The sequence below is a fragment of the Brevibacterium sp. Marseille-P9724 genome, assembly GCF_902500275.1.
Lineage (GTDB): Bacteria > Actinomycetota > Actinomycetes > Actinomycetales > Brevibacteriaceae > Brevibacterium.
In genome coordinates this window covers 86,743-110,547 of the sequence record NZ_LR722994.1, presented here as the reverse complement: position 1 = coordinate 110,547, position 23,805 = coordinate 86,743, and the positions used below count along the sequence as shown (strand labels likewise).

General features: G+C 63.1%; 22 protein-coding genes and 1 tRNA gene. 19 read left to right on the top strand and 4 right to left on the bottom strand.

What is annotated here, in order from left to right; genetic code table 11:
• Positions 1-41 precede the first annotated feature (41 nt).
• Genes GC119_RS07545 through GC119_RS07535 form a run of 3 tightly spaced genes read left to right on the top strand, consistent with a single transcriptional unit; the run spans position 42 to position 2,583 of the window.
• The gene (locus tag GC119_RS07545; RefSeq protein ID WP_070572251.1) at positions 42-1,364 is read left to right on the top strand and encodes an MATE family efflux transporter; all 1,323 of its coding nucleotides are present in this window, start codon (positions 42-44) and stop codon (positions 1,362-1,364) included.
• A 5-nt stretch (positions 1,365-1,369) separates the two neighbouring features.
• The gene (locus tag GC119_RS07540) at positions 1,370-1,780 is read left to right on the top strand and encodes a GNAT family N-acetyltransferase (RefSeq protein WP_070572253.1); all 411 of its coding nucleotides are present in this window, start codon (positions 1,370-1,372) and stop codon (positions 1,778-1,780) included.
• Entirely contained in the window at positions 1,777-2,583 is an 807-nt protein-coding gene (locus tag GC119_RS07535; protein WP_151952807.1) for an acyl-CoA thioesterase, read from the top strand. The genes GC119_RS07540 and GC119_RS07535 overlap by 4 nt, the downstream gene beginning before the upstream one ends.
• Positions 2,584-2,683: 100 nt before the next feature.
• Here GC119_RS07535 and GC119_RS07530 read toward each other — a convergent pair whose 3' ends face one another.
• On the bottom strand, positions 2,684-3,838 hold the full coding sequence (locus GC119_RS07530; RefSeq protein WP_151952806.1) for a pyridoxal phosphate-dependent aminotransferase: 1,155 nt from the start codon (positions 3,836-3,838) through the stop codon (positions 2,684-2,686).
• Positions 3,839-4,037: 199 nt separating this feature from the next.
• Between GC119_RS07530 and GC119_RS07525 the strand changes: the two genes are divergently transcribed.
• The 11 genes from GC119_RS07525 to GC119_RS07475 all read left to right on the top strand — a co-directional run bounded on the left by GC119_RS07525 (position 4,038) and on the right by GC119_RS07475 (position 16,791).
• A complete protein-coding gene (locus GC119_RS07525; RefSeq protein ID WP_151952805.1) occupies positions 4,038-6,293 on the top strand; it encodes a TIGR03773 family transporter-associated surface protein in 2,256 nt (751 codons plus the stop codon).
• On the top strand, positions 6,290-7,825 hold the full coding sequence (locus GC119_RS07520) for an anchored repeat ABC transporter, substrate-binding protein (protein WP_151952804.1): 1,536 nt from the start codon (positions 6,290-6,292) through the stop codon (positions 7,823-7,825). The genes GC119_RS07525 and GC119_RS07520 overlap by 4 nt, the downstream gene beginning before the upstream one ends.
• Entirely contained in the window at positions 7,822-8,748 is a 927-nt protein-coding gene (locus GC119_RS07515; protein ID WP_151952803.1) for a choice-of-anchor M domain-containing protein, read from the top strand. Before GC119_RS07520 ends, GC119_RS07515 begins: the two co-directional genes overlap by 4 nt.
• On the top strand, positions 8,741-9,463 hold the full coding sequence (locus tag GC119_RS07510) for a metal ABC transporter ATP-binding protein (protein WP_226829356.1): 723 nt from the start codon (positions 8,741-8,743) through the stop codon (positions 9,461-9,463). The genes GC119_RS07515 and GC119_RS07510 overlap by 8 nt, the downstream gene beginning before the upstream one ends.
• Positions 9,460-10,311 (top strand): anchored repeat-type ABC transporter permease subunit, encoded by an 852-nt coding sequence (locus GC119_RS07505; protein WP_151952801.1) that lies wholly within the window; start codon positions 9,460-9,462, stop codon positions 10,309-10,311. Before GC119_RS07510 ends, GC119_RS07505 begins: the two co-directional genes overlap by 4 nt.
• Positions 10,308-11,525, top strand: a complete 1,218-nt coding sequence (locus tag GC119_RS07500) for a hypothetical protein (RefSeq protein WP_151952800.1) — start codon at positions 10,308-10,310, stop codon at positions 11,523-11,525. Before GC119_RS07505 ends, GC119_RS07500 begins: the two co-directional genes overlap by 4 nt.
• Positions 11,522-12,268 (top strand): lytic transglycosylase domain-containing protein, encoded by a 747-nt coding sequence (locus GC119_RS07495; protein WP_151952799.1) that lies wholly within the window; start codon positions 11,522-11,524, stop codon positions 12,266-12,268. The genes GC119_RS07500 and GC119_RS07495 overlap by 4 nt, the downstream gene beginning before the upstream one ends.
• A 609-nt stretch (positions 12,269-12,877) precedes the next feature.
• A complete protein-coding gene (locus GC119_RS07490) occupies positions 12,878-13,648 on the top strand; it encodes a hypothetical protein (protein WP_141759542.1) in 771 nt (256 codons plus the stop codon).
• Between the two features lie 1,010 nt (positions 13,649-14,658).
• Positions 14,659-15,843 carry a sensor histidine kinase gene (locus tag GC119_RS07485; protein WP_151952798.1) on the top strand — a complete coding sequence of 395 codons (1,185 nt, stop codon included), beginning with the start codon at positions 14,659-14,661 and terminating at the stop codon, positions 15,841-15,843.
• Positions 15,844-15,895: 52 nt separating this feature from the next.
• On the top strand, positions 15,896-16,099 hold the full coding sequence (locus GC119_RS07480) for a hypothetical protein (RefSeq protein WP_070572273.1): 204 nt from the start codon (positions 15,896-15,898) through the stop codon (positions 16,097-16,099).
• Positions 16,096-16,791, top strand: a complete 696-nt coding sequence (locus GC119_RS07475; protein ID WP_070572275.1) for a response regulator transcription factor — start codon at positions 16,096-16,098, stop codon at positions 16,789-16,791. Before GC119_RS07480 ends, GC119_RS07475 begins: the two co-directional genes overlap by 4 nt.
• A gap of 415 nt (positions 16,792-17,206) precedes the next feature.
• On the opposite strand, the gene GC119_RS07470 is transcribed toward GC119_RS07475, so the two are convergent.
• A tRNA-Pro gene (locus GC119_RS07470) sits at positions 17,207-17,280 on the bottom strand.
• A 221-nt stretch (positions 17,281-17,501) separates the two neighbouring features.
• Between GC119_RS07470 and gcvH the strand changes: the two genes are divergently transcribed.
• From gcvH to GC119_RS07450, 4 genes are all read left to right on the top strand, one after another.
• Positions 17,502-17,906 (top strand): glycine cleavage system protein GcvH, encoded by a 405-nt coding sequence (gcvH, locus tag GC119_RS07465; RefSeq protein ID WP_070572276.1) that lies wholly within the window; start codon positions 17,502-17,504, stop codon positions 17,904-17,906.
• Positions 17,906-18,373 carry an FHA domain-containing protein gene (locus tag GC119_RS07460; protein ID WP_083304010.1) on the top strand — a complete coding sequence of 156 codons (468 nt, stop codon included), beginning with the start codon at positions 17,906-17,908 and terminating at the stop codon, positions 18,371-18,373. The genes gcvH and GC119_RS07460 overlap by 1 nt, the downstream gene beginning before the upstream one ends.
• Positions 18,370-18,846 carry a bifunctional nuclease family protein gene (locus tag GC119_RS07455; RefSeq protein WP_070572278.1) on the top strand — a complete coding sequence of 159 codons (477 nt, stop codon included), beginning with the start codon at positions 18,370-18,372 and terminating at the stop codon, positions 18,844-18,846. The genes GC119_RS07460 and GC119_RS07455 overlap by 4 nt, the downstream gene beginning before the upstream one ends.
• Before the next feature lie 107 nt (positions 18,847-18,953).
• Positions 18,954-20,330: a class II 3-deoxy-7-phosphoheptulonate synthase gene (locus GC119_RS07450; RefSeq protein ID WP_070572280.1), complete on the top strand. Its 1,377-nt coding sequence runs from the start codon at positions 18,954-18,956 to the stop codon at positions 20,328-20,330.
• An 86-nt stretch (positions 20,331-20,416) separates the two neighbouring features.
• Here the strand turns inward: GC119_RS07450 and pknB are convergent, their stop codons facing one another.
• Together pknB and GC119_RS07440 are read right to left on the bottom strand one after the other, a co-directional pair.
• A complete protein-coding gene (pknB, locus tag GC119_RS07445) occupies positions 20,417-22,351 on the bottom strand; it encodes a Stk1 family PASTA domain-containing Ser/Thr kinase (protein WP_070776506.1) in 1,935 nt (644 codons plus the stop codon).
• Positions 22,335-23,303: a LysM peptidoglycan-binding domain-containing protein gene (locus GC119_RS07440; protein WP_070572284.1), complete on the bottom strand. Its 969-nt coding sequence runs from the start codon at positions 23,301-23,303 to the stop codon at positions 22,335-22,337. Before GC119_RS07440 ends, pknB begins: the two co-directional genes overlap by 17 nt.
• Before the next feature lie 142 nt (positions 23,304-23,445).
• On the opposite strand from GC119_RS07440, the gene GC119_RS07435 reads away from it, so the two are divergent.
• Positions 23,446-23,799, top strand: coding sequence for an Rv2175c family DNA-binding protein (locus tag GC119_RS07435; protein ID WP_070572286.1), 354 nt, complete (start codon positions 23,446-23,448; stop codon positions 23,797-23,799).
• Positions 23,800-23,805: the final 6 nt, after the last annotated feature.

The window sequence follows — 23,805 nt, the reverse complement described above, 5'->3', positions numbered from 1 at the left end:
GGAAGACCAGCACAGCTTTGCACGGGGGTAGACTTTCGGCGATGTCACAACCGTCTGCCACTCTCAATCGCGAGATTCTCCGGCTGGCCCTTCCCGCGCTCGGTGCGCTTGCCGCGGAACCTGTCTTTCTGCTCGCCGATACCGCCATGGTGGGTCACCTGGGTGAGGTTGCCCTGGGCGGTCTTGCAGTTGCAAGCACTGTTCTCCAGACCGTGCTGGGTCTGATGATCTTCCTTGCCTACGCCACGACCCCGCGGGTGGCGCGCAGGCTGGGTCGCGGTGACACGCGAGGTGCCGTCTCGGCCGGGTTCGACGGTATGTGGTTGGCGCTTGTCACTTCGGTGATCCTTCTGGCAGTGGGCCTGCCCTTTCTCGAGACAATCGTTGTGGCCTTCGGTCTGCCTGCCGTGGCGGTGCCCGGCGCTGTCTCCTATCTGACGATTTCGTGGTGGGGGCTTCCCTGCATGCTCGTAGTCATTGCGGCCACGGGCCTTCTGCGCGGCCTGCAGGATACGCGCACGCCGCTGATAGTGGCTGCCTGCGGCTTCGGAATCAATATCGCGCTCAATGCTCTTTTCATCTACGGGCTCGGCATGGGGATTGAGGGTTCAGCCCTGGGCACTGTGACAGCCCACGGGCTCATGTGCATCGTGTACGTCATCATCGCGGTTCGTGCTGCAGTTCGCTACAAGGCCAGTCTGAAGCCTGACTGGGTGGGAGTGCTGCTGGCCGCTCGCACCTCCGGATGGCTGCTGCTGCGCAATGCCGCACTGCGGTTGGCGCTCATCACCCTGGTCAGCCTGGCAGCCTACGGAGGCACAGCCGAACTCGCCGCCCTGCAGATTACCCTGACGCTTTTCACTTGCCTCGCCCTCGTGCTCGATTCGCTGGCGATTGCTGGACAGGCACTCGTCGGTCTGCAGATAGGCCGCGGCGACCGAGCGATGGTGCGCGCCGTCAACCGCCGCCTGGCGATGTGGGGAGTGGGCTTCGGCTGTATCGTCGGCCTGCTCCTGGCGGCGATGTCGCCGTGGATTGGCCGTTTCTTCACATCAGACCCGGAAGTCATCGGCATCACCTTAAAGCTCGTTCTCGTCCTGGCCGTCAGCTTGCCGCTGGCAGGCTATGTCTTCACGATTGACGGCATTCTCATGGGTGCTGAGGACGCCCGCTATCTCGCACTGGCCCAGGTCGGCGCCTGTTACGGGTTCGCGATTCTCACCGCCGCAGTCGAGTCCGTGTGGCCGAGCATTGTGGCGCTGTGGGCGTGCTTTGCCATCGGCTTCATGGCCCTGCGCGCAATTGGCCTGGGTGCGCGAATGGGCTCAGACAAGTGGATCATCCGCGCGGAGAAGCTACAGTGAGTGGTATGGACATCACACCTCTCGAACCCGGCAGCCAGCAGCAGCTGCGTCCGTTTGCGGACCTGGTTCCCGGCGCGCCCGCTGACTGTGATCAGGGACTCATTGCCAGTGTTTCCGGCCAGGCTGTCGGCGCGGCGTGGCTGAAAGACGACGGTCCGGCAGCGCTGGGCTTTGTCGGTGAGGGCATTCCGCAGGTCTACGTTGCCGTTGCCGAGGAGCACCAGGGCAAAGGCCTGGGCACGCAGCTGCTGGGAGGAGCGCTGTCCCTTGCCCGCATGTCCGGAGCGAAGGCCGTCAGCGCTGCGGTAGCCGAAGCGAACGAAGCACAGGAGCTCTTCGGCCGGCTGGGCTTCACCGATGTGGGCTTCGGTGAGGGCACGTACGTTCTGATGGCTGATTTGAGCGAGCGGAAATGACGCACCCGCTGGACGAAGCGATCCGTTTCACCGTCATCCGCTCTGACGACTCCGGTGGTGTGCTGCGGGCGGCAACCCACCCCGCGTACAACAACATGGTCGGCCCCTTCGGCGGGATCACCGCCGCGCAGCTGCTGGCCGCAGTCCAGCAGCACCCCGCCGCTCAGGGCGGCGCCGCAGCCCAAACCCTCAACTACACGTTGCCGGTGGAATACGGCGAGTTCGACATTCACCTGGAACTGGTGCGGACGAACAAGTCGAACCAGCACTGGAACGTGCGGATCACGCAGGGGGAGAGCACACCGGTCACCGGCAGCGTTGTCTTCACATCTGAACGCGACACCTTTGCGCATCAGGAAGCGCGTTTGCCGCAGGTGCCGGGCCCGGAAGAGTGCGAGGCGGCTCCACCCGTGAACGATCTGCGCTGGCTGGACAACTACGAGTTCCGCTTTGCCCGCGGTGCCTATGAGCTCGGCCGCGAGCACGGGGATTCAGAGTCCGTCTACTGGCTGCGCCACGCCCCCAGCCGTCACTGGGATGCTGTCGCTCTGGCCAGTGCTGCGGATTCCTTCTTCCCGCGCATTTTTCTGCGCACCGGAAAACCACACCCAGCCGCTACGATCTCGCTGACCACGTACTTCCTGGGCACACCGGAAGATTACGCATCCGCGGGCGAATACCTGCTGTGCCAGGGCCGCGCACAGCGCTTTGGCGGGGGAACAGCAGACCAGAGCGCCCGCCTCTTCAGCTCCGCGGGGAATCTGCTGGTCTCAACTCACCAGCTGACGTACTTCCGCGGCTGAGCGTTTCGGAAGCTCCCATAAAAAGCACGAGGTGCCGCTTAGGTGAGCGGCACCTCGTGCTTCTTCCGTCTGGGGTCGGGGGAGCAGACCCGCCTGGGATTCAGGCTTTCTTCGCCGGGAAGCGGCGCAGGCCCTCCACGAGAGCGTCGCGGTCGCCGGCAAAGCAGACGCGCACCCAGCCTTCGCCGAAGCTGCCGAACGCGGTGCCCGGAGCGACCGCCACACGGTGCTCCCGCAGGAAGTTCTGCGCCCACGCGCCGACATCGCCGGCGGAGTCGTGGCTGACGTTGACGAACAGGTAGAAGCCGCCGGCGGGGTTGACGTATTCGAGGCCGAGCTCATCAAGCACTTCGAGAGCGGCACGCCGGTTCTCGGTGTAGTGGTCGCGCGCGGCTTCGAGATCGTCCTGCGGGCCTGCCACCGCGGCAATCGCAGCGTACTGCGACGGCGTGTTGACACAGCTGGCATTGGCTTCCTGGACCGCGGCAAAGCGCACGTCGAGGCCCTTGGGCAGCACCAGGTAGCCCAGGCGGGCACCCGTGAGCGCGTAGCTCTTCGACAGCGAGTACACCGACATCACGCGGCCGTCGGTGTCGAACACTGCCGGCGAGGTGAAGGGCACCTGCGCGTCTTCGAACAGAATGTGTTCGTAGACCTCATCGCTGATGACCCACAGATCGTAGCGCTTGGCGAAGTCCATGATCTGCTCAATGAGTGCAGGCGGGATGACAGTGCCCAGAGGGTTGGACGGGCTGTTGATGAGAATCGCCTTCGTCTTCTCGGTCACGAGGCCCTCGAGCACGTCAATGCGCGGCAGGAACCCGTCTTCGGGCTCCAGTTGGTAGGCCACCGGTGTGGCACTCATGAGCATCGGAGTCATGAAGAACGTGGCGTAGCCGGGGTCTGGAACGAGGATTTCGTCACCCGGGTCGAGCGCCATGCTCATCGCCACGTTGAGAGCCTGCGAACCGCCGGCCGCGACGTTGATCTGATCGGGGTCTACTGTGTAGCCGTTGTAGGTGCGCAGCTTCTGGGCAAGAGTTTCGCGCAGTTCGTCAATGCCCTGGTTGGCGGTGTAGCTCAGGTCGTCGCGCAGCCAGGCATCAGCACCGGCCTTCTTCACGTGCTCAGACACCGGCAGGCTGGGTTCGCCGACAGACAAGTCGATGACGTTGTCCATCTTTGCGGCGAGTTCGAAGACCGCGCGAATACCAGAATCGGGGACATTGGCAGCGCGCTGGCTCAGCTTCGGCATGGGGGACTCCTCGAGGGGCACTATGAATTAACTGTCAGGGATGTGCACTCAGTCAATCACGCGGTTTCAGTCTTGAAAAGAGCAGCGCATAGCAATGCGCATATATGTCGATGGTTTTCTATGACACGGCGGCGCCTGCCGGTCTAGCCTGTGCGGAGCTTAAGCCCGTCGACAGTCTCATTGACAGTGAGGAAACACCGTGGTTCGTCCGCACCCCATGACCGCCGCGCTCGCGGCCGCTGCAATCAGCGCTTCTGCTTTTATGCCGACCATCCCAGTCAATGCCGCCGAAGGTGCTGCCGCAAGTGCGGTGTGCCCTCCGGCCGCGCAGAACAAAGCCGACCATGAACGGCTGACACTTGAAAAAGAGCACACGGACGCGGTTGCCATGTGCATTGACGGGCAGAAGAACATGCGCCTGTTCACGAAGGCCGACCTCGCTTCCGGGAACGGTCAGCGCCTCGTGCCTGAAGACGTGGCGTTCCACGTGACCGACGCGCTCAAAACCCAGGTGCCCGCCAAAGGCTTTGAATTCACCGGCGCTGCCGGTAAAGACGCCTGGATGATTCCCGAAGTCCAGAACCACAACGGCCTCTGGGCCGGCTGGAACACAGAGGACATCCGTGAGGGCATGGTCGATGGCGACCATGTCACGATGCGGCTCAACCAGAAGAAATCCGTCCTGCCAGAAGGTGCGCAGGTCGAGCTCTTCCAGGCGGGTCTGTTCGGCACCAAGCGCATCCTGTCCTCATCAGATCCGAAGCACTCCAGCTACGCCCAGTCGCTGGGCGCACACGTTCACGCCAACTGGACCTTCACCAAGCCCGGTGTCTACCGCCTCGTGTTCTCCGCCGAGGCCACCGTTGGGGGAAAGAAAACCGCTGACGAAAAGGAATACGTCTTCGCTGTTGGCCAAGCCGGCATCGACGAACTGAAGAAGCCCGCCGACGATTCGGGCGAGCAGCCGAACCCAGACAACCCCGGCGGCACACAGCCGCCCAGCGGTCCCGGGGGCGGCACCTCGGGCCCCGGAGAGGGCCATGCGCCCAACCAGCCGAATTCTCCGACCGACTCCGGCAACGCCGAACTCGCACCGGACACCGTGAAAGTCACGAAGGACAAAGACTCCTACAAGCTGGGGGACCAGCCGAAGCTGACGGCGAAGGTCAAGGCAAAGACCGATGTTCAGGTCCAGTGGCAGACCAAGCAGCGCGGTGACAGCTGGCGCAGCTACCAGGGTGCTGCTGGGCGCAAGCTCGTCCTGCCGAAGCTGACAGACGACTACCGCGACATGCAGGTCCGCGCACTGGCTGTGGCAAAAACCGGTGCGCAGACTGTCTCAGAGCCGGTGACAATTGACATCGAAGGCGAAGGGCAGAACCAGAAGGCCCCGCAGAAAGACACGGAGTCAAACGGTTCTCCGTCCGCCGGCGGCGCAGCGGCCGCCCCAGCTGCCCCCGGCGCACAGTCTGCAGCGCAGCCGGCCGGATCGGCACCTCAGCCGTGCGTGCCGGACAGCTCAGCCGGTGGTGGCGCTGGTGGCGACGCCGCCGGAAGTGCCGGTGCGTCCGGCGGATCCGCCGCGGGAGGCGCAAGCGGCACTGGTGCCCAGGGCAGCACAGCTCCAAAGGGCCAGCGCGTGCGCGCAGAAGCCGGTCACTTCGACTTCGGAGCGCGACTGAACGGTGGACAGGCCTCCGCACAGATCAAAGACGACCGCACCGCACCGCCGGTGTGGCGCAACCCCGACGACGTTGAATTCATCATCGGCCAGGCCGCAAAGAAGCCCGTTCCGGCCGGCTACGAGTTCCTCGGTTCCGCCGGATCACAGGTCTACATGATTTCGCAGCAGCAGGAAGACCGCGTCCCGTGGCTGGGCTGGAACACCCAGGACCCAGAGATCATGAACCGCGCATCGAAAGTCACGATGACTCTGACCAATGTCAGCGGTCCCGGCCAGATGCACGTCTTCCTCGGCGGCAGCGGACTCGGCGGCGGCAGCGCCACCCGTGTGTTCAGCAAGGCCGGCGACTCCTACCAGGTGCCGGTGGGAACACACCAGCACGGCTTCTGGGCGTTCACAAAGCCCGGCACCTACACCGCCAACATCCGGTTCACCGTGGCGCTGAAGTCCGGCGGCACCACGACCGCCGACGGCACCCTGCACTTCAACGTCGGAGGCGGCGCACAGGCCGGCGGCAGCATCAAAGCCGACCAGCAGCCGGCTGAGGGCCAGCAGCAGGCTGGGGAGCAGCCGACAGGCGGCGCCACGCCGCAGACGGGGGAGCAGACTGCTGACGATTCCGCCTCGCCAGCACAGCAGCCAGCGGGTGATCCGTGCGCGCTGCCCCGAACCGGCGTGAACGGCCTCGGTGTGACCGGCTCTGTCGGTCTTGGCCTGCTGACCGTCGGTGCGGCAGCCGTCTGGATCCAGCGTCGTCGCACCTCCAAGTGAAGGTCCGCCGACTGCTGAGGGTCGCGGCAGCAAGTGCCGCGGCCCTCGCCCTGACCGGCTGTGCAACGGGTCTGCCCAGCAGCACAGAACAGCTGCGCGTGGTCGCCACAACCGGCATCATCGCCGACCTGGCCTCGCATGTTGCAGGTGATGCCGCCCAGGTCCAGCCGCTTGTGCCCAAAGGAGCCGACCCGCACAGCTACGAGCCGACCCTGCGGGACGTGCGCAGCATCGTCTACGCCGACGTCGCCCTGACGAACTACCAGATGCTCGAAGAGCACCGGCTCATCACGACGGTCGATGCAAACCTGCCGAAAACGTCTATCAACGCGGCCGTGGCCGAAAGCGCAGTGAAACACGGGGCCAATGTCATCCCGCTGGTTGAAGACGTCCACCTGGACACCGTGTGGTTGGGGCTGCGAGTGCACGGCACCGCGGATTCTCGAGGTGCCGACCGCAGTTCTGAGGTGCGTTTGAGGATGACGGGGGCTTCCGTGCCGGAAGGAGCTTCAGCGCACACGTTCCTCACGCGCTCACTGGGCCAGACGGACGTGCTGTTCGACACGACTGACGGCTTCGGCCCGGAAGATCTGGTGAGTCTGCCTCCGGCAGCCCACACCCACGTGTCCTGGGCCTTCAGCAAACCGGGGGTCTACCGGCTGCGGTTCTCCGCCGGTTTGGCCACGCGCGCCGAAGACAGCCGCGAACAGCAGCTGGCCAGCGGCGATTTTGCAGTCGTCGTCGGCAAGGACCCCGCGACGATCCCGGAAATGAAAGGCCGCAGGGTTGTCGATGCGGGCCACGCCGACATCACGGTCGATGCCGATGCCGGCAGATTCGCCCTGGCCGTGGACAAAAAGGGCGGGGGACTGGAGTACCTGGACCCGGCCGAAACCGCCGTATCCGTGACCAACAGCGCATGGAGGGACATCCCGCGCGGAGCGTCGTTCCTCGGACCTGCAGGCACACCCACCTACCTGCTGCCACAGGCTGTGCTCGGCAAACACGTCCACGGGGAAATCGACCCGCACATGTGGCTGTCAGCAGACAACGCGATCGCCTACGTCAAGGTCATCCGCGATGTCTTCAGCCGCGCCGATCCCGCAAACGCCGAAACCTACAGGGCGAACGCTGCGAAGTACATCGACCAGCTCGACCAGTTGGACGCCGAAGTGCGCCGTGAGATCGACGCAATACCCAAACACAGGCGGCACATCGTCACAGCGCACGACGCGTACCGGTACTTCGCGGATGCCTACGGGCTTTCAATCGCCGGCTTCGCAAGCCCTTACCCGGGAGCAGAGCCGTCTGCCGCAGACCGGCGCAGACTCGGCGACACCATCCGGAACCTCGACATACCGGCCGTGTTCCTGGAGCCGATGGGCCGCTCACCCGCGCTGACAGATGCGGCCGCCGCGGAAGGCGCCGAAGTCTGCACGCTCTATTCCGACACTTTTGACAATCACGTATCCAGCTACATCGAACTCATGCGCACTAACGCCCGCACTCTGAAAGGCTGCCTCGCACCATGAAAATCGCAAAGAGACTCTCAGGCATCCTCGCCGCCGCCATGACCGCAGCCATCGTCGCCAGCGGAACACCAGCAGCAGCGGCACCAGCCGACGGCGGTCAAGACGGACTGCAGCAGAAAGTCACCAGTGACGAGGCCTTCGGCAGCGAGCAGGTCGTGCGCTCAGAAGGCCACATCGACCTGGGACCGAAGATCACCCAGGACGGACTGGTGTTCGCCGCGCGCGATGACACCGAAAGCACACCCGTGTGGCGGCACCTGGACGACCTCGTCCTCCAAGTCGGTGACACCGCCAAGACACAGATCCCAGAAGGAGACCAGTACGACTTCACCGGCGCCTCGACCGGGGACGACGTGTGGATCATTCCCCAGGTCGAACAGCCCGGCGTGCCGTGGCTGGGCTGGAACACACAGGACCCCGCATTCCTCGACGGCGCGGTTGACAAGGTCACCCTGCGCTTCACCGGCGCACAGGGACCGGGGAAGGTGAGCCTGTTCCTGCAGAACGGTGATTTCGGCGAACCCGATGTTCTGTGGACGGGAGACAAAGCGGCCGACGTCAATGTCGACCTCAACACCCACACGCACGCCAACTGGGTCTTCACGAAGCCCGGCGTCTACCTGGTGACCGTCAGCCTGAGCTCCAAGCGCAGCGACGGCACCACGAGCGAAGACACACAGACCATCCGGCTTGCTGTCGGCGATGACGCCGACCCCAAGGAAGCAGCCCAGGCAGAAGCCACGCAGCCGGCATCAGGCGAACAGGACAGGGCACAGCCGGCGGACAGTGGCGCTCAGGGCACCGACCCGGCGGTTCTCATCGCCATCGGCATCGGCGCTGTTGCAGTTCTCGCCGCTGTTTTCTTCACCGTCATCGCCGTCATCAACCGACGCCGCAGGGCCGCGGGTGGCAGCCGTGAGTGAGCCGCTGCTGACACTGGACCGGGTCACGGCCTCACTGGGCGGGCGGACAATCGTCCGCGGCGCCGACCTTGAGATCCGGGCCGGGGAGTTCACCGCGCTGCTGGGACCCAACGGCGCCGGCAAAACAACCCTGCTGCGCTCCATCCTCGGCACCATCCCGTCTACTGGAACCATCACGGTCAACGGCAAGCCGATCTCCAGGAAGAACCGTCCCGGCTACGTGCCGCAGCACCAGTCCTTCGCGTGGGACTTTCCCGTCACGGTGTCCACCGCCGTCATGACGGGGCTGCCCAGGCGCCTGCTGCGGCCGGTCGAGCACTATCGAGCGGTCGACAGGGCGCTGGCTCACGTCCACCTCGCCGACTTCGCCAACCGGCCCGTCGGTGCGCTCTCGGGTGGGCAGAAACAGCGTGTTCTCGTAGCGCGCGCCCTCGTGGGAGGAGCCGACGTTCTCCTGCTTGACGAACCTTTCACCGGAGTCGACATGCCGACACAGGAGTTCCTCACCGACGTCTTCACTGACCTTGCCCGCAGCGGCACAGCCATCTTCATGTCCACCCACGACCTCCCGGCAGCCCTGCGCACCTGCTCCCACTGGGTGCTGTTCGACGGAACCGTGCGCGCGCACGACGCAACAGAGGACATCCGCAGTCGCGAACTGTGGGCCGACGTCTTCGGCATCGACGCGACTTCCTCCCTTCTGGAGGCAGTGTGACGCCCCTGGACTTCTTTACCGACCTGTTCAACCCGCAGCTTGCATTCCTGCCCCGCGCGCTCGCCATGGCCGTCCTGGCCGCCGCGCTGTGCGGAATCGTCGGCACCTATGTTGTGCTGCGCGGGATGAGCTTCATCGGCGACGCCGTTTCGCACGCCGTCTTCCCAGGGCTCGCCACAGCCTTCGTCATCGGAGCCGACCTCGCGCTCGGCGGAATCATTGCGGGACTGGCCACCTCGCTGGCCGTCGCAGTGGTGTCACAGCTGCGCAGACTGCGGGAAGACTCCGTCATCGGTGTGTTCCTCGTGGCGGCTTTCGGTCTGGGCATCGTCATCATCTCCCGGGCGCCCGGCTACGCGGGATCACTCACCGACTTTCTGTTCGGCTCCCTGACGGGAGTCCCGGTGCACGACCTCGTGGTCGTCGCGGCCGTTGGAGCTTTCATTGCGGTTCTGTTGGCGGTTTTCCACCAGCAGCTCGTCGCCGTCAGCCTCGACCGAGAGTTTGCGGCCGTGCAGGGCATCCGCGTGTTCTGGATCGACATGCTGCTCTACGTGTGCGTGACGCTGGCCGTCGTCTTCTCCATTCAAACGGTCGGCAACATCCTGGTGCTCGGCCTGCTCATCACGCCCGCCGCTGTCGCCCGGATGCTGACAGAGCGCCTGTCCGTCATGTTCGTCCTCGCACCGACCATCGGTGCGGTGTCAGCGTTCATCGGCCTGTGGCTGTCCTGGACTCTTGACACCCCGGTCGGCGGCACCATCGTTCTTGTGCTCACCGCAGTCTTCTGTGCGGCATGGCTGGCAGCTCCGCGCCACGGACTCATCTTCCGGTTGAGGTCCGCATGACGATGTGCCGTCTGGTCGCCGCTGCTGCGTGCGCTCTCGCTGTGCTCGCCCCGGGGACGGCAGCCGCTGCCGAACCGAAAGGCGAAGCGCAGATCCGCGTTGAGGGGAAGACGGGAGGAACCGTCGACTTTCCCGCCGCCGGAAGAGCCGTCATCTCCGATGGCGAACTGAGCTTCGCCGACGCCGATGCGCTGAGAATTCTCGAAAGGCCCGTGCCGCTGACCGCACACTGGAAACACGGAGGGGCCCTCGAGGTGTCCGTCACGGGGCCCGCGGGCGTGTACTGCATTGCTGTTCGCGACGGTGACCGCACCAGCCCCCGTGTAGAAAAAGTCCTTCTGGGTCAGCGATTCGCGCTGGGACCAGAAGGTGATATTGACTGCCCGGATTCCGTCGATCTGCTTCCCTCGGTCGACCAGCCGGGCCAGCCCCCGCACGAGTACCACCCGGACGAGACAGAAGACCAGACGAGCTCCGCCTCGCCAGACGATCAGAGTCAAGGAGAGAACCCCGGTGAGCAACAGCCGACCCCGCAGTTTCGTGCGACGCCCTCTTGGGAAACCGGAACAGCCGACGAAGAACCGGCCCTCCCCGAAGCCCTGCCGGCCTACGCGATGATGTGCGACGGCGATGCCCGCACCATTCGAAGCGGAATTGCCGAAGCAGAAAGCGCCACGGCAATGGGAATTGCCGCAGACGCCAAGCAGCAGGGGGAGTGGCGCACCGGTCTGCCCGGCAGTCCGCAGCTGCAGTTCACGGCCGGCAACGCGGATAAGCAGATTGAGCTGGCCGAAGTCAACGGCCCCGGCAGCGTCTCGCTGCTGACAATCGACCCGGTCGGCGCAGAAGAACTCCTTGCCCAAGAGGGCGAAAGCTTCTCAGTGCCCGCGCAGAGCACGATGATGCCGACGCTGAGCTTCACACAGCCGGGCCAATACACGCTCGGCCTGCGGATCGACGGAAAAGACGCGAAGCTCAACGTGAGTGTGGGCGAACTGCGCTCCGACAAAGGCAGTGCGGTCGACACGGCGCTCGAACGCTGCGAAGGCGCGTACAGCCTGGTGTCAGCCGCCGCTCCTCCGCAGGCAGTCCAGCCACAGCAGCGACAGGCACAGCGCTCGCCTCTGCTGTGGCTGGTGGCAGGCGGTGCCTTCGGCCTCGGAGGGGTTCTGCTTGCCGTGCCCATCGGCATCCTGACGCGGAGGCGCCGATGAAGCACGCGACAGCGGCTGTGTGCGCCCTGCTGGGAATCGCAAGTCTTGTGCTCGGCGGACTTCTGGTGGTTCAGCTGCAGAACGATGACTCCGCGACCCACGCGACTCCACCACCAGTGCCGGAGCGCCCCGAATCACCTGATCTCCCCGCTGATGAACAGCAGAGCGCTCAGCCTCCGCAGCTCGAATCGCCATGGCTCACAGCAACAGCCGAAAAGACCGGGATACCGGCGCGTGCTCTGCAGTCCTATGTCACCGCCGAAGCGTGGGCGGGCAGGGAACACCCCGAATGCGGCTTGGGATGGACGACCTTGGCGGGCATCGGGTTCGTCGAAACAGCCCACGGCACCATCGGCGGGTCCGCCGTCGATGACACCGGGGTGGTAGGTCCGGAGATCTTCGGGCCGAAGCTCGACGGCTCTGTGCGCGGCACGGCTGTCATCACCGACACCGACGGGGGACGGCTCGACGGGGACAATGAGCACGATCGCGCGGTCGGACCCATGCAGTTCCTGCCCAGCGTGTGGGACAAGATGGCAGTTGACGCCAACGGCGACGGCAAAAAAGATCCGCACAGCTATGACGATGCGGCCGTGACAGCCGCGGCCTACCTGTGCGCCGAGCGCAGCATCACGACACCGGAGGAGTGGACGAAGGCGGTTTTCTCCTACAACCCCGATGAGGCCTATGTGAATGCGGTGTGGCAGGCGGCGAACAAAGCCGGCACTGACGCCGCTGCGTAGGCGAAGTGCGCGTGGGTCGGCAGGTGACTCCTACCTTCTGACCCGACGTGGCGCCGACCAGGGGCCACGCCTTTCAGGCGCGCTATGTCCCGAAAGTCAATCTAGCCCCTGTCTGGCCGTCGCTCCCACGAGCCGTGAGTGAAGTCCGGCGTGGGGATAGCCTCGGTCCTTCGCTCGCTGTGGCTCGTGAATGCGAGCAGGTGCGGAACGCTCCCGAGGTGGCTCGATGGGACCAAGCCACCTCGGCCGCCTAGCCGTCGGTGACGAAGACCCCCTCGTGATGACCATCGGTGGCGAGGTCGACGACCCCGTCGTGGGGGTGTAGTGCATCTGCGTGATGCGCGCGTCGGTGCGCCACAGGCGTTCGGCGGCGAGATAGACGCCCTGTCACAGCCAAACGTGTGACACGTCTCAGCTGCCAGCACAACCTTCCGAAGCGGTTTTACCTCGTTTGAGGTATGCAACAGACCAAAGTCGCAATCTAAAGTGCAGACAGGGTGAAGGACAGTTTGATGTCGACACATCCGGCGCTCTATTGGCGTCTACTCGCACACCGGAGAAAAGAATATGAAAACTAGACCCGCTTCATTGATACGCCCGCTCGTCGGCATGACCGCTGTAGGTTTCTTGTGCCTGGGTGGGATCGCGACTCCTGCTCTCGCTGAAGAAGCTGCGATGACTTCCGCGGAGGCGCTCGTCGAGTTCGAGCAGGAGTTGGGCGTAAAGGCCAACGAAGGCGACGAAGAGGCCAAACTGGGCCTGGAGCTTCTCGAGGATCTGGATCCGAGTCTGCGTGTTGAGCTGGGCGAGGTCCTCACTGGTGAGAGCGAGGTATCTCCTTTTGACCCAAGTGAAGAATCCGTCGAAGAATCCACTGAAGATGCCACGGTGTTGACCGACGGGGACGCACAATGGGGATTCGAGTACCACGAGACGGACGAATACGGTCAAGGCTACGAAGCGGAAGACGAGGCAGTGGAGGAGGCAGCAACTGTAGTCAATGCGGCCTTTGTTTCTCTGAACGAACCCCAGATCTACACTGCTGCTGCAGTCGGCCGGTCAGTTTGGGGCACGCAATGGTTCAAGTTCGCTGGCATCAAGTTGACTGAAACGAAGGTCTGGGGGAAATACTCGTCCAACAAGGGTAAAATCACCAAGATCACCGATTATGGGTGCCAGGTCGTCAAGAACATCGTGCCTGGCAAGAATGTGACCGTAAGCAAGCAGAGCAAGGCCTTCACGTCCTCGACGGCAACCTTCAAATGCAAGGTCCGCGTTGAGCGTGGGGTCATCAAGGGGATGAATTGGTCGACCCGCGAGGGCTATCAGACTCTTAAGGCCAACGCCGGCGGCAAAGTAACCTTCAATGGGTGGACCTGAAAGGACTCGTGATCTAGATGAATCCTCTAGTACCAGACGGATACGACATACTCGGGGTTGTCCTGGTGATAGCTATCATCTTGGTCATCACCGGAACCGTAATTTGGATGGTTAGGCGAGCTCGACGTAAGGAACACACATCGGTGTGTGAATCAGAGCCACGAGACGAAGCAGTCGGTCAGAACTAGCGGTTTTCAGGTAGCTCCGCTCCTTGAGTCGGCGTGCAAGGGCCGGACGATAGACGTCACGTTTACCGTCCGGCCCTTGCACGCCGTTGCTCCACGTCTCTGGAATGTGATCATCAGACTTGATTCAGCCTTTATCCGGGCGAGGCGACTTCGGTATTGGAAATTGACTGGGCGATCTCGGCGACTGGCGACGCAGCAGACACAGTCTGCGCACATGTGTTCTCACCCTCAGACGCCCCGAAGACGACTGGCGGCACGACCCTAGTGGGCCAGACTTGGTGGACACGGACACTTAGCCATCGGGCAACGGTCGACCCTGACCATAAAGCTCGGGAATGAACAGTCCATCAGACTGCCCTGTTGCGGCCAGGCCGCGGTGCCTCGAGACAGCGCAACCAGGACACTCCTCCACGTCTCCTTCGGACCCCACATGCTGCAGGTCCGGGCCCACCGTTGCCCCCTGCGCAGACTGCCGTTGGGTATGGCTGTGGGACACCGTCGAGCCCCGGCACCGGAAGCAGGCTCACGGCGGCGATCATTGGTCGTATCGAGCACCCCCCGCGGCACCGTGCTCGAATTACGCAACCTCACGCACAACGTCCTCCCCTCCGGCCCCTGGTAGAGACCGGGCAGTACACACCTACTGCAGCCTCGAACGCGATGAGCCCAATAGCCGTTGCATCCGTCGTCGGGAACAGCGTCGTGGGTTGAGTCGCAGGTGTATCGAACTGTGACCTCCATGACGCTGGTCCGAGCCTCGTTCACCGCTACCGTAAAGACACTGATGATTCTCCTGGAGGCGAAAAAGGACGATATTCGGTGGTGACGAGACAATTCGTCGTGAGACCCTCCCGCGCGGCGACGCCGAAATGGATCAGTTTCATGAGAGGTCCGAGGTTCGTGGACCTGCCCTTCCGAGTGCTATTGCTCCTTATCAGCGTTGCAGGACTCATGCCGGCGGCAATGGAATCGTCGAATCCTCAGTATGTTGCGTTCCAGGTACTCGGGGCGATCCTGATTGTCAGCGTCTGTTTCGTCCCGCTCACTGCTGGCTTGATGGGGTTAGTGCTATTCGTTGTCTTTGGGATCACCTTCCCCGAGTTCGTCAATCCATTTCCGACCGTTGCTGAAGCCGCGATCGCGCTTGTCCTGAGTCAGCTGCGGATCCGTTCGTTTTCCTTACTGACGCTGCTGCTATTCGGGATCGTGGTTGCCCATACGGCAGTGGGAATCTGGGAGGGGGATGGTGAGTCGCTCTTTACGATGGCTTTCGGGTGGCTACTTGCCGTGATCCTCGGACTTGTAGCAGCAGCATTCGAGCAGCGTATCCAGTCTGAGATCTCGATGAGAACAGCACAGGCACGCTCACACGAGAGAAACGTAGAGAGGATGCGGTTGGAACTCGCGCTCGATACGCACGACACTGTCTCTCACGGTCTGGCCGCGGAGGCAGCGATCATTCGTATGCTCGGTGTTGAGGCCCGTATGGAGGATCGCTCCGATTCGAGAGTCACGGAGTTGGCGCTGGTCAATGTACACACGCAGCAGCAGCTTCGTGTGCTGCTGGCCCGACTCACCGGCGATCCTGATGGACGACGGACCATGAGGGCATTCGACGTTGAGATGCTCAAGGCTGCGGAGATGATCGGTTCAGCTACAGAGGCAGGCGGGTTCGATATTGGGATCCGCGTCGAAGCTCTGCCGAGTGACGTGCCTGCAGAGACGCTTGAGACGGCTCAGTTCATTCTCAAGGAGCTCGCTACGAACATGGTCAAACACTCCTCAGCAACGTCCTCATGCGCGATATCTGTCGAGCAGGTTGAGAGGCAGATGGAGATATGGATCGAGTTCGAAGCGTCCAATCCAGCTCTGCAAGCACCTACGCGTACGCCCCGAAGTCTCAGCGCGCGGGTGGAACGTGCAGGAGGGCGTTTGAGCACGTCTCATGACGAGGGGATGTTCGCGATTAAGGTCGCGATTCCCGTAGGGAACGAGGTCGCAATGTAGATACCTCGTATGAGGGATGTCCGAGGAGGTGGAATTGGCGTTCTCTTAGAGCATGAAACTCATCGTCGCCCTCTCGACCGCTGCTGCGCTTCAACTCTCCCCCCTGACCGCCCCAGTCGAACGCGCCCCCGCCACCGTGTCCATCCACTCGGCATCGGCAACTGATGAAATCGACGTCAGCACCACGCGAAATCCCTACAAGTGCGTTATCTGGCGCGTCATCGACAAGAAGAAGTTTCAGAAGTACTGCAAATGAACCTTTCAGGCCGCCACATCCCGGTGCAAGCGCCGAGCGCTCACGGACGCCTTTCGGTGCTCATCGTGGACGACGACCAATGGACCACACGAGCGCTCTCCTACGCGCTTGTCACTGAGCCCGACATGAGTGTGCTCCCGCCAGTTCATAGCGGTGAAGAAGCCGTTGAAAGCTACCGGCAGCACCGTCCAGACGTGGTCCTCATGGACGTCAATATGCCCGACGGGATCAGCGGCGTGGATGCGACCCTTCGCATTCGTAAGCTCGACCCAGACGCGACTGTGATCATCCTCAGCACCGTCTCCCCGGGGCCAGGGCTCGCACGTGCTCTCGAAGCGGGTGCGGCCGCTGCGGTGAATAAGACTTGCTCCGAATCAACTCTGCGCGAAACGGTCCGCGCTGCTGCACGTGGAGACGACCCCAGCATGTTGAAGTTCCTCGCGCGAGACATTGTCATCGCCGGCGACGCCCTACCTGACGCCCCTGCAGTGAGCCCTCAAATTACCGAACGCGAGCATGAAGTGCTCACTCTGATCTGCGAGGGGCGCGGATACGAGGAGATAGCCGAGACCCAGGGCATCTCCGTTTGGACGGCGAAGACACAGGCGAAGCATCTGCGAGAAAAACTTCAGGCGGAGAATCTGGCTCAACTCATCGTCCGCGCCCTTCAGCACCGCTTCTACTCGGCCTAAGAGGCATGGAAGCACCTCAGGGGCGGTCTCAACCAAGGGCATAGGGTAATCGCGAGAAGTGTCCGTCATGTTCGCAGGCCCACCCCGGTATCCGTGTCCTGTGACATCTGAGGGCAATCGATATCTCGGCATAGGTGAAGCCGGCCAGGCTCCATATACCTCGAATGAGGGGTGAGAGCGGTCTTGCGAGGCACCTATGCTCCTATCACCGGACATTCCGGTGCGAAACACACTTCAGAAGGAGCACTAATGCTTCGCAAAAGAAAGTGCCTGGCAGGGTTCTTGCTGGCTGGGAGCCCGGCTCTGGCCGGAGGCCATTCCGGCCGGAGGAGCGGGAGGCGCCGGGGGTAGTCGCGAACGACTCCGGACATGACGAAGCCCAGGTCAGAAACAGTGTCTGACCTGGGCATTTCCGTCGGGCTAGCGGGATTTGAACCCACGACCTCTTGACCCCCAGTCAAGCGCGCTACCAAGCTGCGCCATAGCCCGTGGCGTTGAGCCTCGTACATGCTAGCGCCTTGTCCACGCGAAGGCAAAACGAGAATGGCCGATGTCGTGTTTGAAACAGCAGGTGAGGTGTGCGACTTAAAGTTGATACGATGAGTGCGCGCCATAACTTCAGCTTCGGTGTATGCGGTATCAGCCGGCGGCAGATGCTATCTTCGGAAGCTGAAAGGGCAGGTTTGAGCAGGCCTGAGCAAGGAGAAGACATGTCTGACGCTGCAGCACCGCAGAACCTCAAGTATTCGCGAGACCACGAATGGGTCGACGCGACTGCCGATGCCGCTGCCGTGCGCATCGGAATCACCGATTTCGCTCAGGATCAGCTCGGCGACGTCGTCTTCGTGGACCTGCCCGAAGTCGGCGACAGTATCGAAGCCGGGGAAGATTTCGGCGAGGTCGAATCAACCAAGAGCGTTTCAGACCTCAAAGCCCCTGTTTCCGGAGAAGTCCTGCGCGTCAACGAAGCGCTGGAAGATGAACCCGAAATCATCAACAGCGACCCCTATGGTGAAGGCTGGATGCTGGAAATCGCGCTTTCTGACCCTTCGGAGATCGAAGCGCTCCTCGACGCCGAAGCCTACCGCGCACATGTTGAAAGTGAAGGTGCTTGATGACTCAGCAGCCCTATCCCGGCAACCAGGGAAGAAACTTCGAGTACCAGCCGGAAACCTCACTGCACCAGACGCAGGCGGCTCAGCCGGCGCCGATCAGCGGCATCCTTGACCCGCGCACTGGGGAAATCCGCTCCGTTCCCGATATCGGCCACCTGCAGGAAACCGACGCGCTTCTCGTGGTCGTCTCCGGGCCTGATGCCGGGGCGCAGATCCTTCTCGACACCGACGTTGTGACAGTCGGACGCAACCCCAACGCCGACATCTTCCTGGACGATGTGACGGTCTCACGCAGGCACGCCGAGTTCATCCGCACTCCCTCGGGCTTCGCCCTGCGGGACACAGGTTCTCTCAACGGCACCTACGTCGGCCGTCAGCTCATTGACGAAGTCGAACTGCAGAACGGTGCCGATGTGCAGATCGGCAAGTTCCGCATGATCTTCCAGCAGCGTCCGAGGACTGCGTGACCGAAGTTCAGCTCGAAGTGGTCGGGGTTCGCATTGAACTGCCGGCAAACCAGCCGATCCTGCTTCTCAAAGAAGCAGCTCAGCCACGATTCCTGCCGATCTGGATCGGCTCATCCGAAGCCAATGCAATCGGCATCGCACTCAGGGGGATGGCTCCTCCTCGGCCGCTGTCGCACAACCTCATGGTCAACCTGATCGAAGAGTACGGCGACACACTGGAGTCGGTGCACATCACGGCCATCGATTCGCACACCTACTACGCGGAGCTGCGCACCGGCGGTGGACACACGGTGTCTGCGCGCCCATCGGATGCGGTTGCCATGGCGCTTGTCGCCGAATGCCCCGTCTACACCACAGCGGAGCTGATGGGGCAGGCCGGAATCGAAGGTCCGGAACCTGACGAAGACGAAGTCGCCCAGTTCCGAGAGTTCCTTGACCACGTGTCGCCAGAAGACTTCGAAGGCGAATCCTGACCCGCCTATACTGACAGAATTCCGAATGCCCCGGTCCACGGCGGACCGGGGCGCTGATCGCCCGTGCTGACAGCAGAGAGTGGATGATTGTGAAAAGCGTTAACCCTATGTTTGAGCTGGCCGGCGATGCCCGCGCCTCCGAAGAAACCCTCAAAGGTCTTGACGCCTGGCGCGATCTCAGTCCCAAACAGCAGCCGCAGTACACCGATCCCGAAGAGCTCGAAGCATCGCTGGAACAGCTGCGCCGAGTTCCGCCGCTCATCTTCGCCGGCGAAGCCGACCAGCTGAAGGCTCAGATTGCGGCCGCGTCGCGCGGCGAAGCGTTCCTGCTGGCCGGTGGCGACTGCGCTGAGTCGTTCCAAGACTCCACGGCCGAAAGCATTCGCCGCCGCGTACAGACGATCCTCCAGATGGCCGCAGTTCTTACCTACGGTGCTGCTGTTCCAGTCGTCAAAATGGGTCGCATGGCCGGTCAGTACGCCAAACCCCGGTCCTCCGATGTTGAAACCCGCGACGGCGTGACCCTGCCAAGCTACCGCGGTGACATCGTCAACTCCCACGAGTTCACCGAAGACGCTCGCCGCCCCGACCCGGCCCGTCTGCTCAAGGCCTATCACGCATCCGCATCGACTCTGAACCTCATGCGCGCCTTCACAAAGGGCGGTTTCGCGGATCTTCGGCAGGTGCACCAGTGGAACCGAGGCTTCCTCGGGGCGAATGAGAACTACGTTCGCTACGAAAAGATGGCCGGAGACATCGATCGCGCGCTGCGTTTCATGGACGCATGCGGTGTCGACTTCGACGCCATGCGAACCGTCGAGTTCTACTCGGCTCACGAAGCTCTGCTGCTGGAGTACGAACAGGCGCTGACCCGCATTGATTCGCGCACAGGTGACCCCTACGACGTTTCCGGCCACTTCCTGTGGATCGGTGAGCGCACACGTGATCTTGACGGAGCCCACGTCGACTTCCTTTCGCGCGTGAAGAACCCGATCGGAGTGAAGCTCGGCCCCAACGCAACGGCAGATGACGCTCTGCGCCTGGCAGAAAAGCTCGACCCGGAGGGCGAGCCCGGTCGCCTGACCTTCATCACCCGCATGGGCGCGAATACAGTAGGCGAGCAGCTTCCCAAACTGCTCTCAGCCGTCAAAGACGACCTTCCACAGGTCACCTGGATGTGCGACCCGATGCACGGCAACACCATCACCGCGTCCAATGGATACAAGACCCGCCGCTTTGAGGACGTCATGGGCGAGGTGACCGGATTCTTCCGCGCCCACCAGGAAATCGGCACGGTACCCGGCGGCATTCACGTGGAGCTCACCGGTGATGACGTCACCGAAATCATGGGCGGCGGAGCGAACATCGACGAAGAGGGCCTGCAGCGTCGCTACGAAACCCTCGTCGACCCCCGCCTTAACCACGACCAGTCGCTGGAAATGGCGTTCCAGGTCGCCGAGTACCTCACGGAGGGTGCCGACTGAACAATCTGACCGAAAACAGACCGCCGGGTTGAAGCGCGCAACTTCAACCCGGCGGTTTTCTATGTCCGACGGCCGCAGACTCAGCTTCAGTCCTTCGGCTTGTCGTCTTTCTTGTCTTCGTCCTTCTTCTTGTCGTCCTTTGGAGGCTCCTTGCCCTTGGAGACCTTGAGGATCACCAGAGTGTCGGCGGTGCGCTTCTCGCCGGGACCGGGGTACATCGCCACGATCTTGCCCTTGGGCGTGTGTTCGCTGTAGACATCGTCGCGGGCCACACGGAAGCCCAGGCCCAGCAGCCGCTTATAGGAGGCTTCGTATTCCTGGCCCCGCAGATCGGGAAGGGCAGTCGTCTTCGGCCCGCTGGAGACCGTGATGTCGACCGCGCTTCCCTTCTCGGCCTGGCTGTCCGCCTTGGCACTTTGGGCTACAACGCGGCCTTTCGGCCCCTGATCCTCCACGGTCGAAACCTCGCCCTTCTTCAGCCCGGCGTCAGTAAGCGCCTTTGCGGCTTCGTCCTCGGTCTTGCCGACGACTGTGGGAACAGCGACCGTTTCGGGGCCATCAGAGGTGACGAGGGTGACTGCTTCGCCTTTCTGGAGTTCCTTCCCAGCCGCGGGTCGAGTCTCAATAACCGTCCCCTTGGCAACCTCACCGTGGTGGCTGCTCTCAGCGCTGACGGCAAAACCGGCCTTCTCCAGAGTCTGCCGAGCATCATCCTCGGCAGTGCCGGCCTCAATCTTGGGAACGGCGACCATGACGGCTTCCTGCTCGGCCTGCCCTCCTATGAGGCCGGCTGCCTTGGCTATGCCGAACGAGCTCGCCAGCCCAAGCGCCGCGACAGCGGCGATCAACCCCATGAGCAGGGGGCGGCGACGGCGCGACCTGCGCGGCTCATCGTCGGCTTCGAGTTCTTCTGCTGCCGTCGGCTCGCCTGCCACCGGCGGCAGATCGACCGGGGGAGTGCCGTCGGCAGAAACCGCGGCGGCTGTCAGGGTGCCTGCAAGGTCCGCCGTGGAATCGATCTCGGCGGGTGTTTCGTCTGCCGTGAGCTTGGGAATCTCACCAGTGCCGGGAGCTGATTCGGGAGCTTCGATTCCGATCTGCGCGTCGATGTCAGCAGTTGCGGTCAGAACCGGTTCGGTGGGATCAGCCGCATCCGATGTGCCGCCGAAGTCGAGTTCCTCATCGGTCATTGCCAATCGCGCTTCGCCAAGAGCCTGGCGCATAGAGGACGCGCTTTCGGGGCGGTCGTCCGGATTGGGGCTCGTGGCCCACAGGACAAGAGCGTCAAGCTGGGGGCTCAGACCGGGAACAGCTTCGGACGGTGCTTTTACGCGGTCGTGAACATGACGGTAGGCCACCTGAATCGGAACATCGTCCGTGTAGGGCTGAGACCCCGTGAGCATCTCGTAGAACATGATGCCCAGCGTGTAGAGGTCAGTGCGCTCATCAGCGCCGCTGCGGGTGACAAGCTCCGGCGCTACATAGCCGACCGTTCCGATGAGTGTTTTCGTGGTTGTTGCGTTCGTCACCGCGCGGGCCAGCCCGAAGTCGGCGAGTTTGATCTGCCCGTCGGTGCCCAGCAGCACATTGTCGGGTTTGAGGTCTCGGTGGATCATTCCGGCTTCGTGAACAGCTTCGAGCGCCGCGAGGATGGCGTCGACAACGCTGATCGCCTGCCGGGGTGTGAATCGACCGCGGAACTTCAGCTCCTTGCGCAGGGTGACCGACTCGAGGTATTCCATGGCGAGGTAGACGACGTCGCCGTCGCGGGACTGGTCGTTGACCGCGATGAGGTTGGGGTGGGACAGCTGGGCGGCATTCATCGCCTCGCGTTCGAAGCGCTCGACAAACGAGGGGTCGCTGGCCAGGTGCCCGTGCATGACTTTGACTGCGATCTCGCGTTTGAGTCGCAGGTCGGTGCCCCGGTACACCATCGCCATTCCGCCGCGGGCGACCACGGATTCGATGCGGTACCGGCCGTCGAGGACAACGCCGATCAGCTGATCACGGATCTGTGCCATGCGGCACCTCCGGACTGTGGCTGTAGCGTTCGGTGAGGATGTCGACGGTCCGCACGAACGAGCGGGTGTCAGGGGCCATTCCCGTCCGTTCGATGCTGGCAGCACCCTGGTAGTAGGCGGCAACAGCTGCCGAGCGGTTGTCAGTGGTGGCCAGCAGCCGGCGCAGGATGGCCAGTCCGGCGACGATGTTGTTCTCCGGGTCGAGGATGTCCAGGCGACGGCCGATAAGCGAAGACGCCCACTGTCCGGCCCTCGGTGTCAGCTGCATGATGCCGATTCCGTTGACCGGCGAGACCAAACGGTGGTTCAGGCCGGATTCTTGTGTGGCCACGGCCAGTGCAAGCGGGCCGTCGACGCCGATTTCGCCGGCCAGACGAAGAACGGTCTTGCGCACCCAGGAGCGGGTTGGGGCGGGTCGGCGCATGAGCTGGGCTTTGTTGAGCCGTGCTGCCAAGAGCACGTCTTCCGGGTATTCACGACCGTCGACGGTGTGCGGAATGTTCGGCAGCTTCTCCGGCATCGCAGGTTTGACGCGGGCGCTGGTAGCACCGGAGCCGGACAGCGCCAGCACTTCTCCGACGGTGATGAGGACAGAGCTGCCCATGGCGTTTGCGCGCTGCAGCGCAGCAGTCGAGGTGCCGTGCTGGCGGGCAATGGAAGCGAGAGTGTCGCCGGTCTTGACGGTGTGGCCGGCAGGCGGCGGCGGTACGTTCTTCTCCGGCAGGGACAGAATCTGTCCGGGCATGAGCGTGGTGCGTCCGCGCAGTTCGTTCAGCTCGATCAGTGCCGGCGCTGAAACGCCGTGTTTTTTGGCAACGCTGATGACGGTGTCGCCGGTGCGCACACGGTAGGTGCGGCCGCCGTGGGTCACCGGGACGGCCTCGGTGATGGTTCCCGAGGTGAAACCCGGCGCGGGCGCGCCATTCGGGTCGCGCCTGGTGTCTCGCTGCATAGGACGCTTTCTACGGGGAAGTGTGTCTGTCCCAAGACTAGGTCCACCAGTCGACGGGCACGGCCAGGCCCAGCGGCGTGTCGGATCATCGGAGTCGTCGGCGGCCATATGTCGGCAGATCGAAGTGCCGTAGGCTTGAAGTGTGAAAAGAGCTGAAGAGATCGTTGACGAATGGGTAACAGCGGCGCAGGCGGCTGAGCTTCTCGATGTTCCGGTGACGAAGGTGCACCGAAAGATCGAGGACCGCGCCCTCCTGGGACTGAAGTCAGGGACTCCGCCGACCATGCGAATTCCTGCGCTGTTCATCAAAGACGGTCAGCCCGTGCCTGCTCTGAGGGGAACTCTCGTGCTGCTTGCGGATGCCGGGTTCTCTGACGACGAGGCTATTGCCTGGCTGTACGAGAACGATGACACTCTGCCCGGGCGGGCCATTGACTTCCTCCGTCGCGGTGAGAAATCCGAGATCCGCCGGCGCGCCCAGGCGCTTGCGTTCTAAGACAGC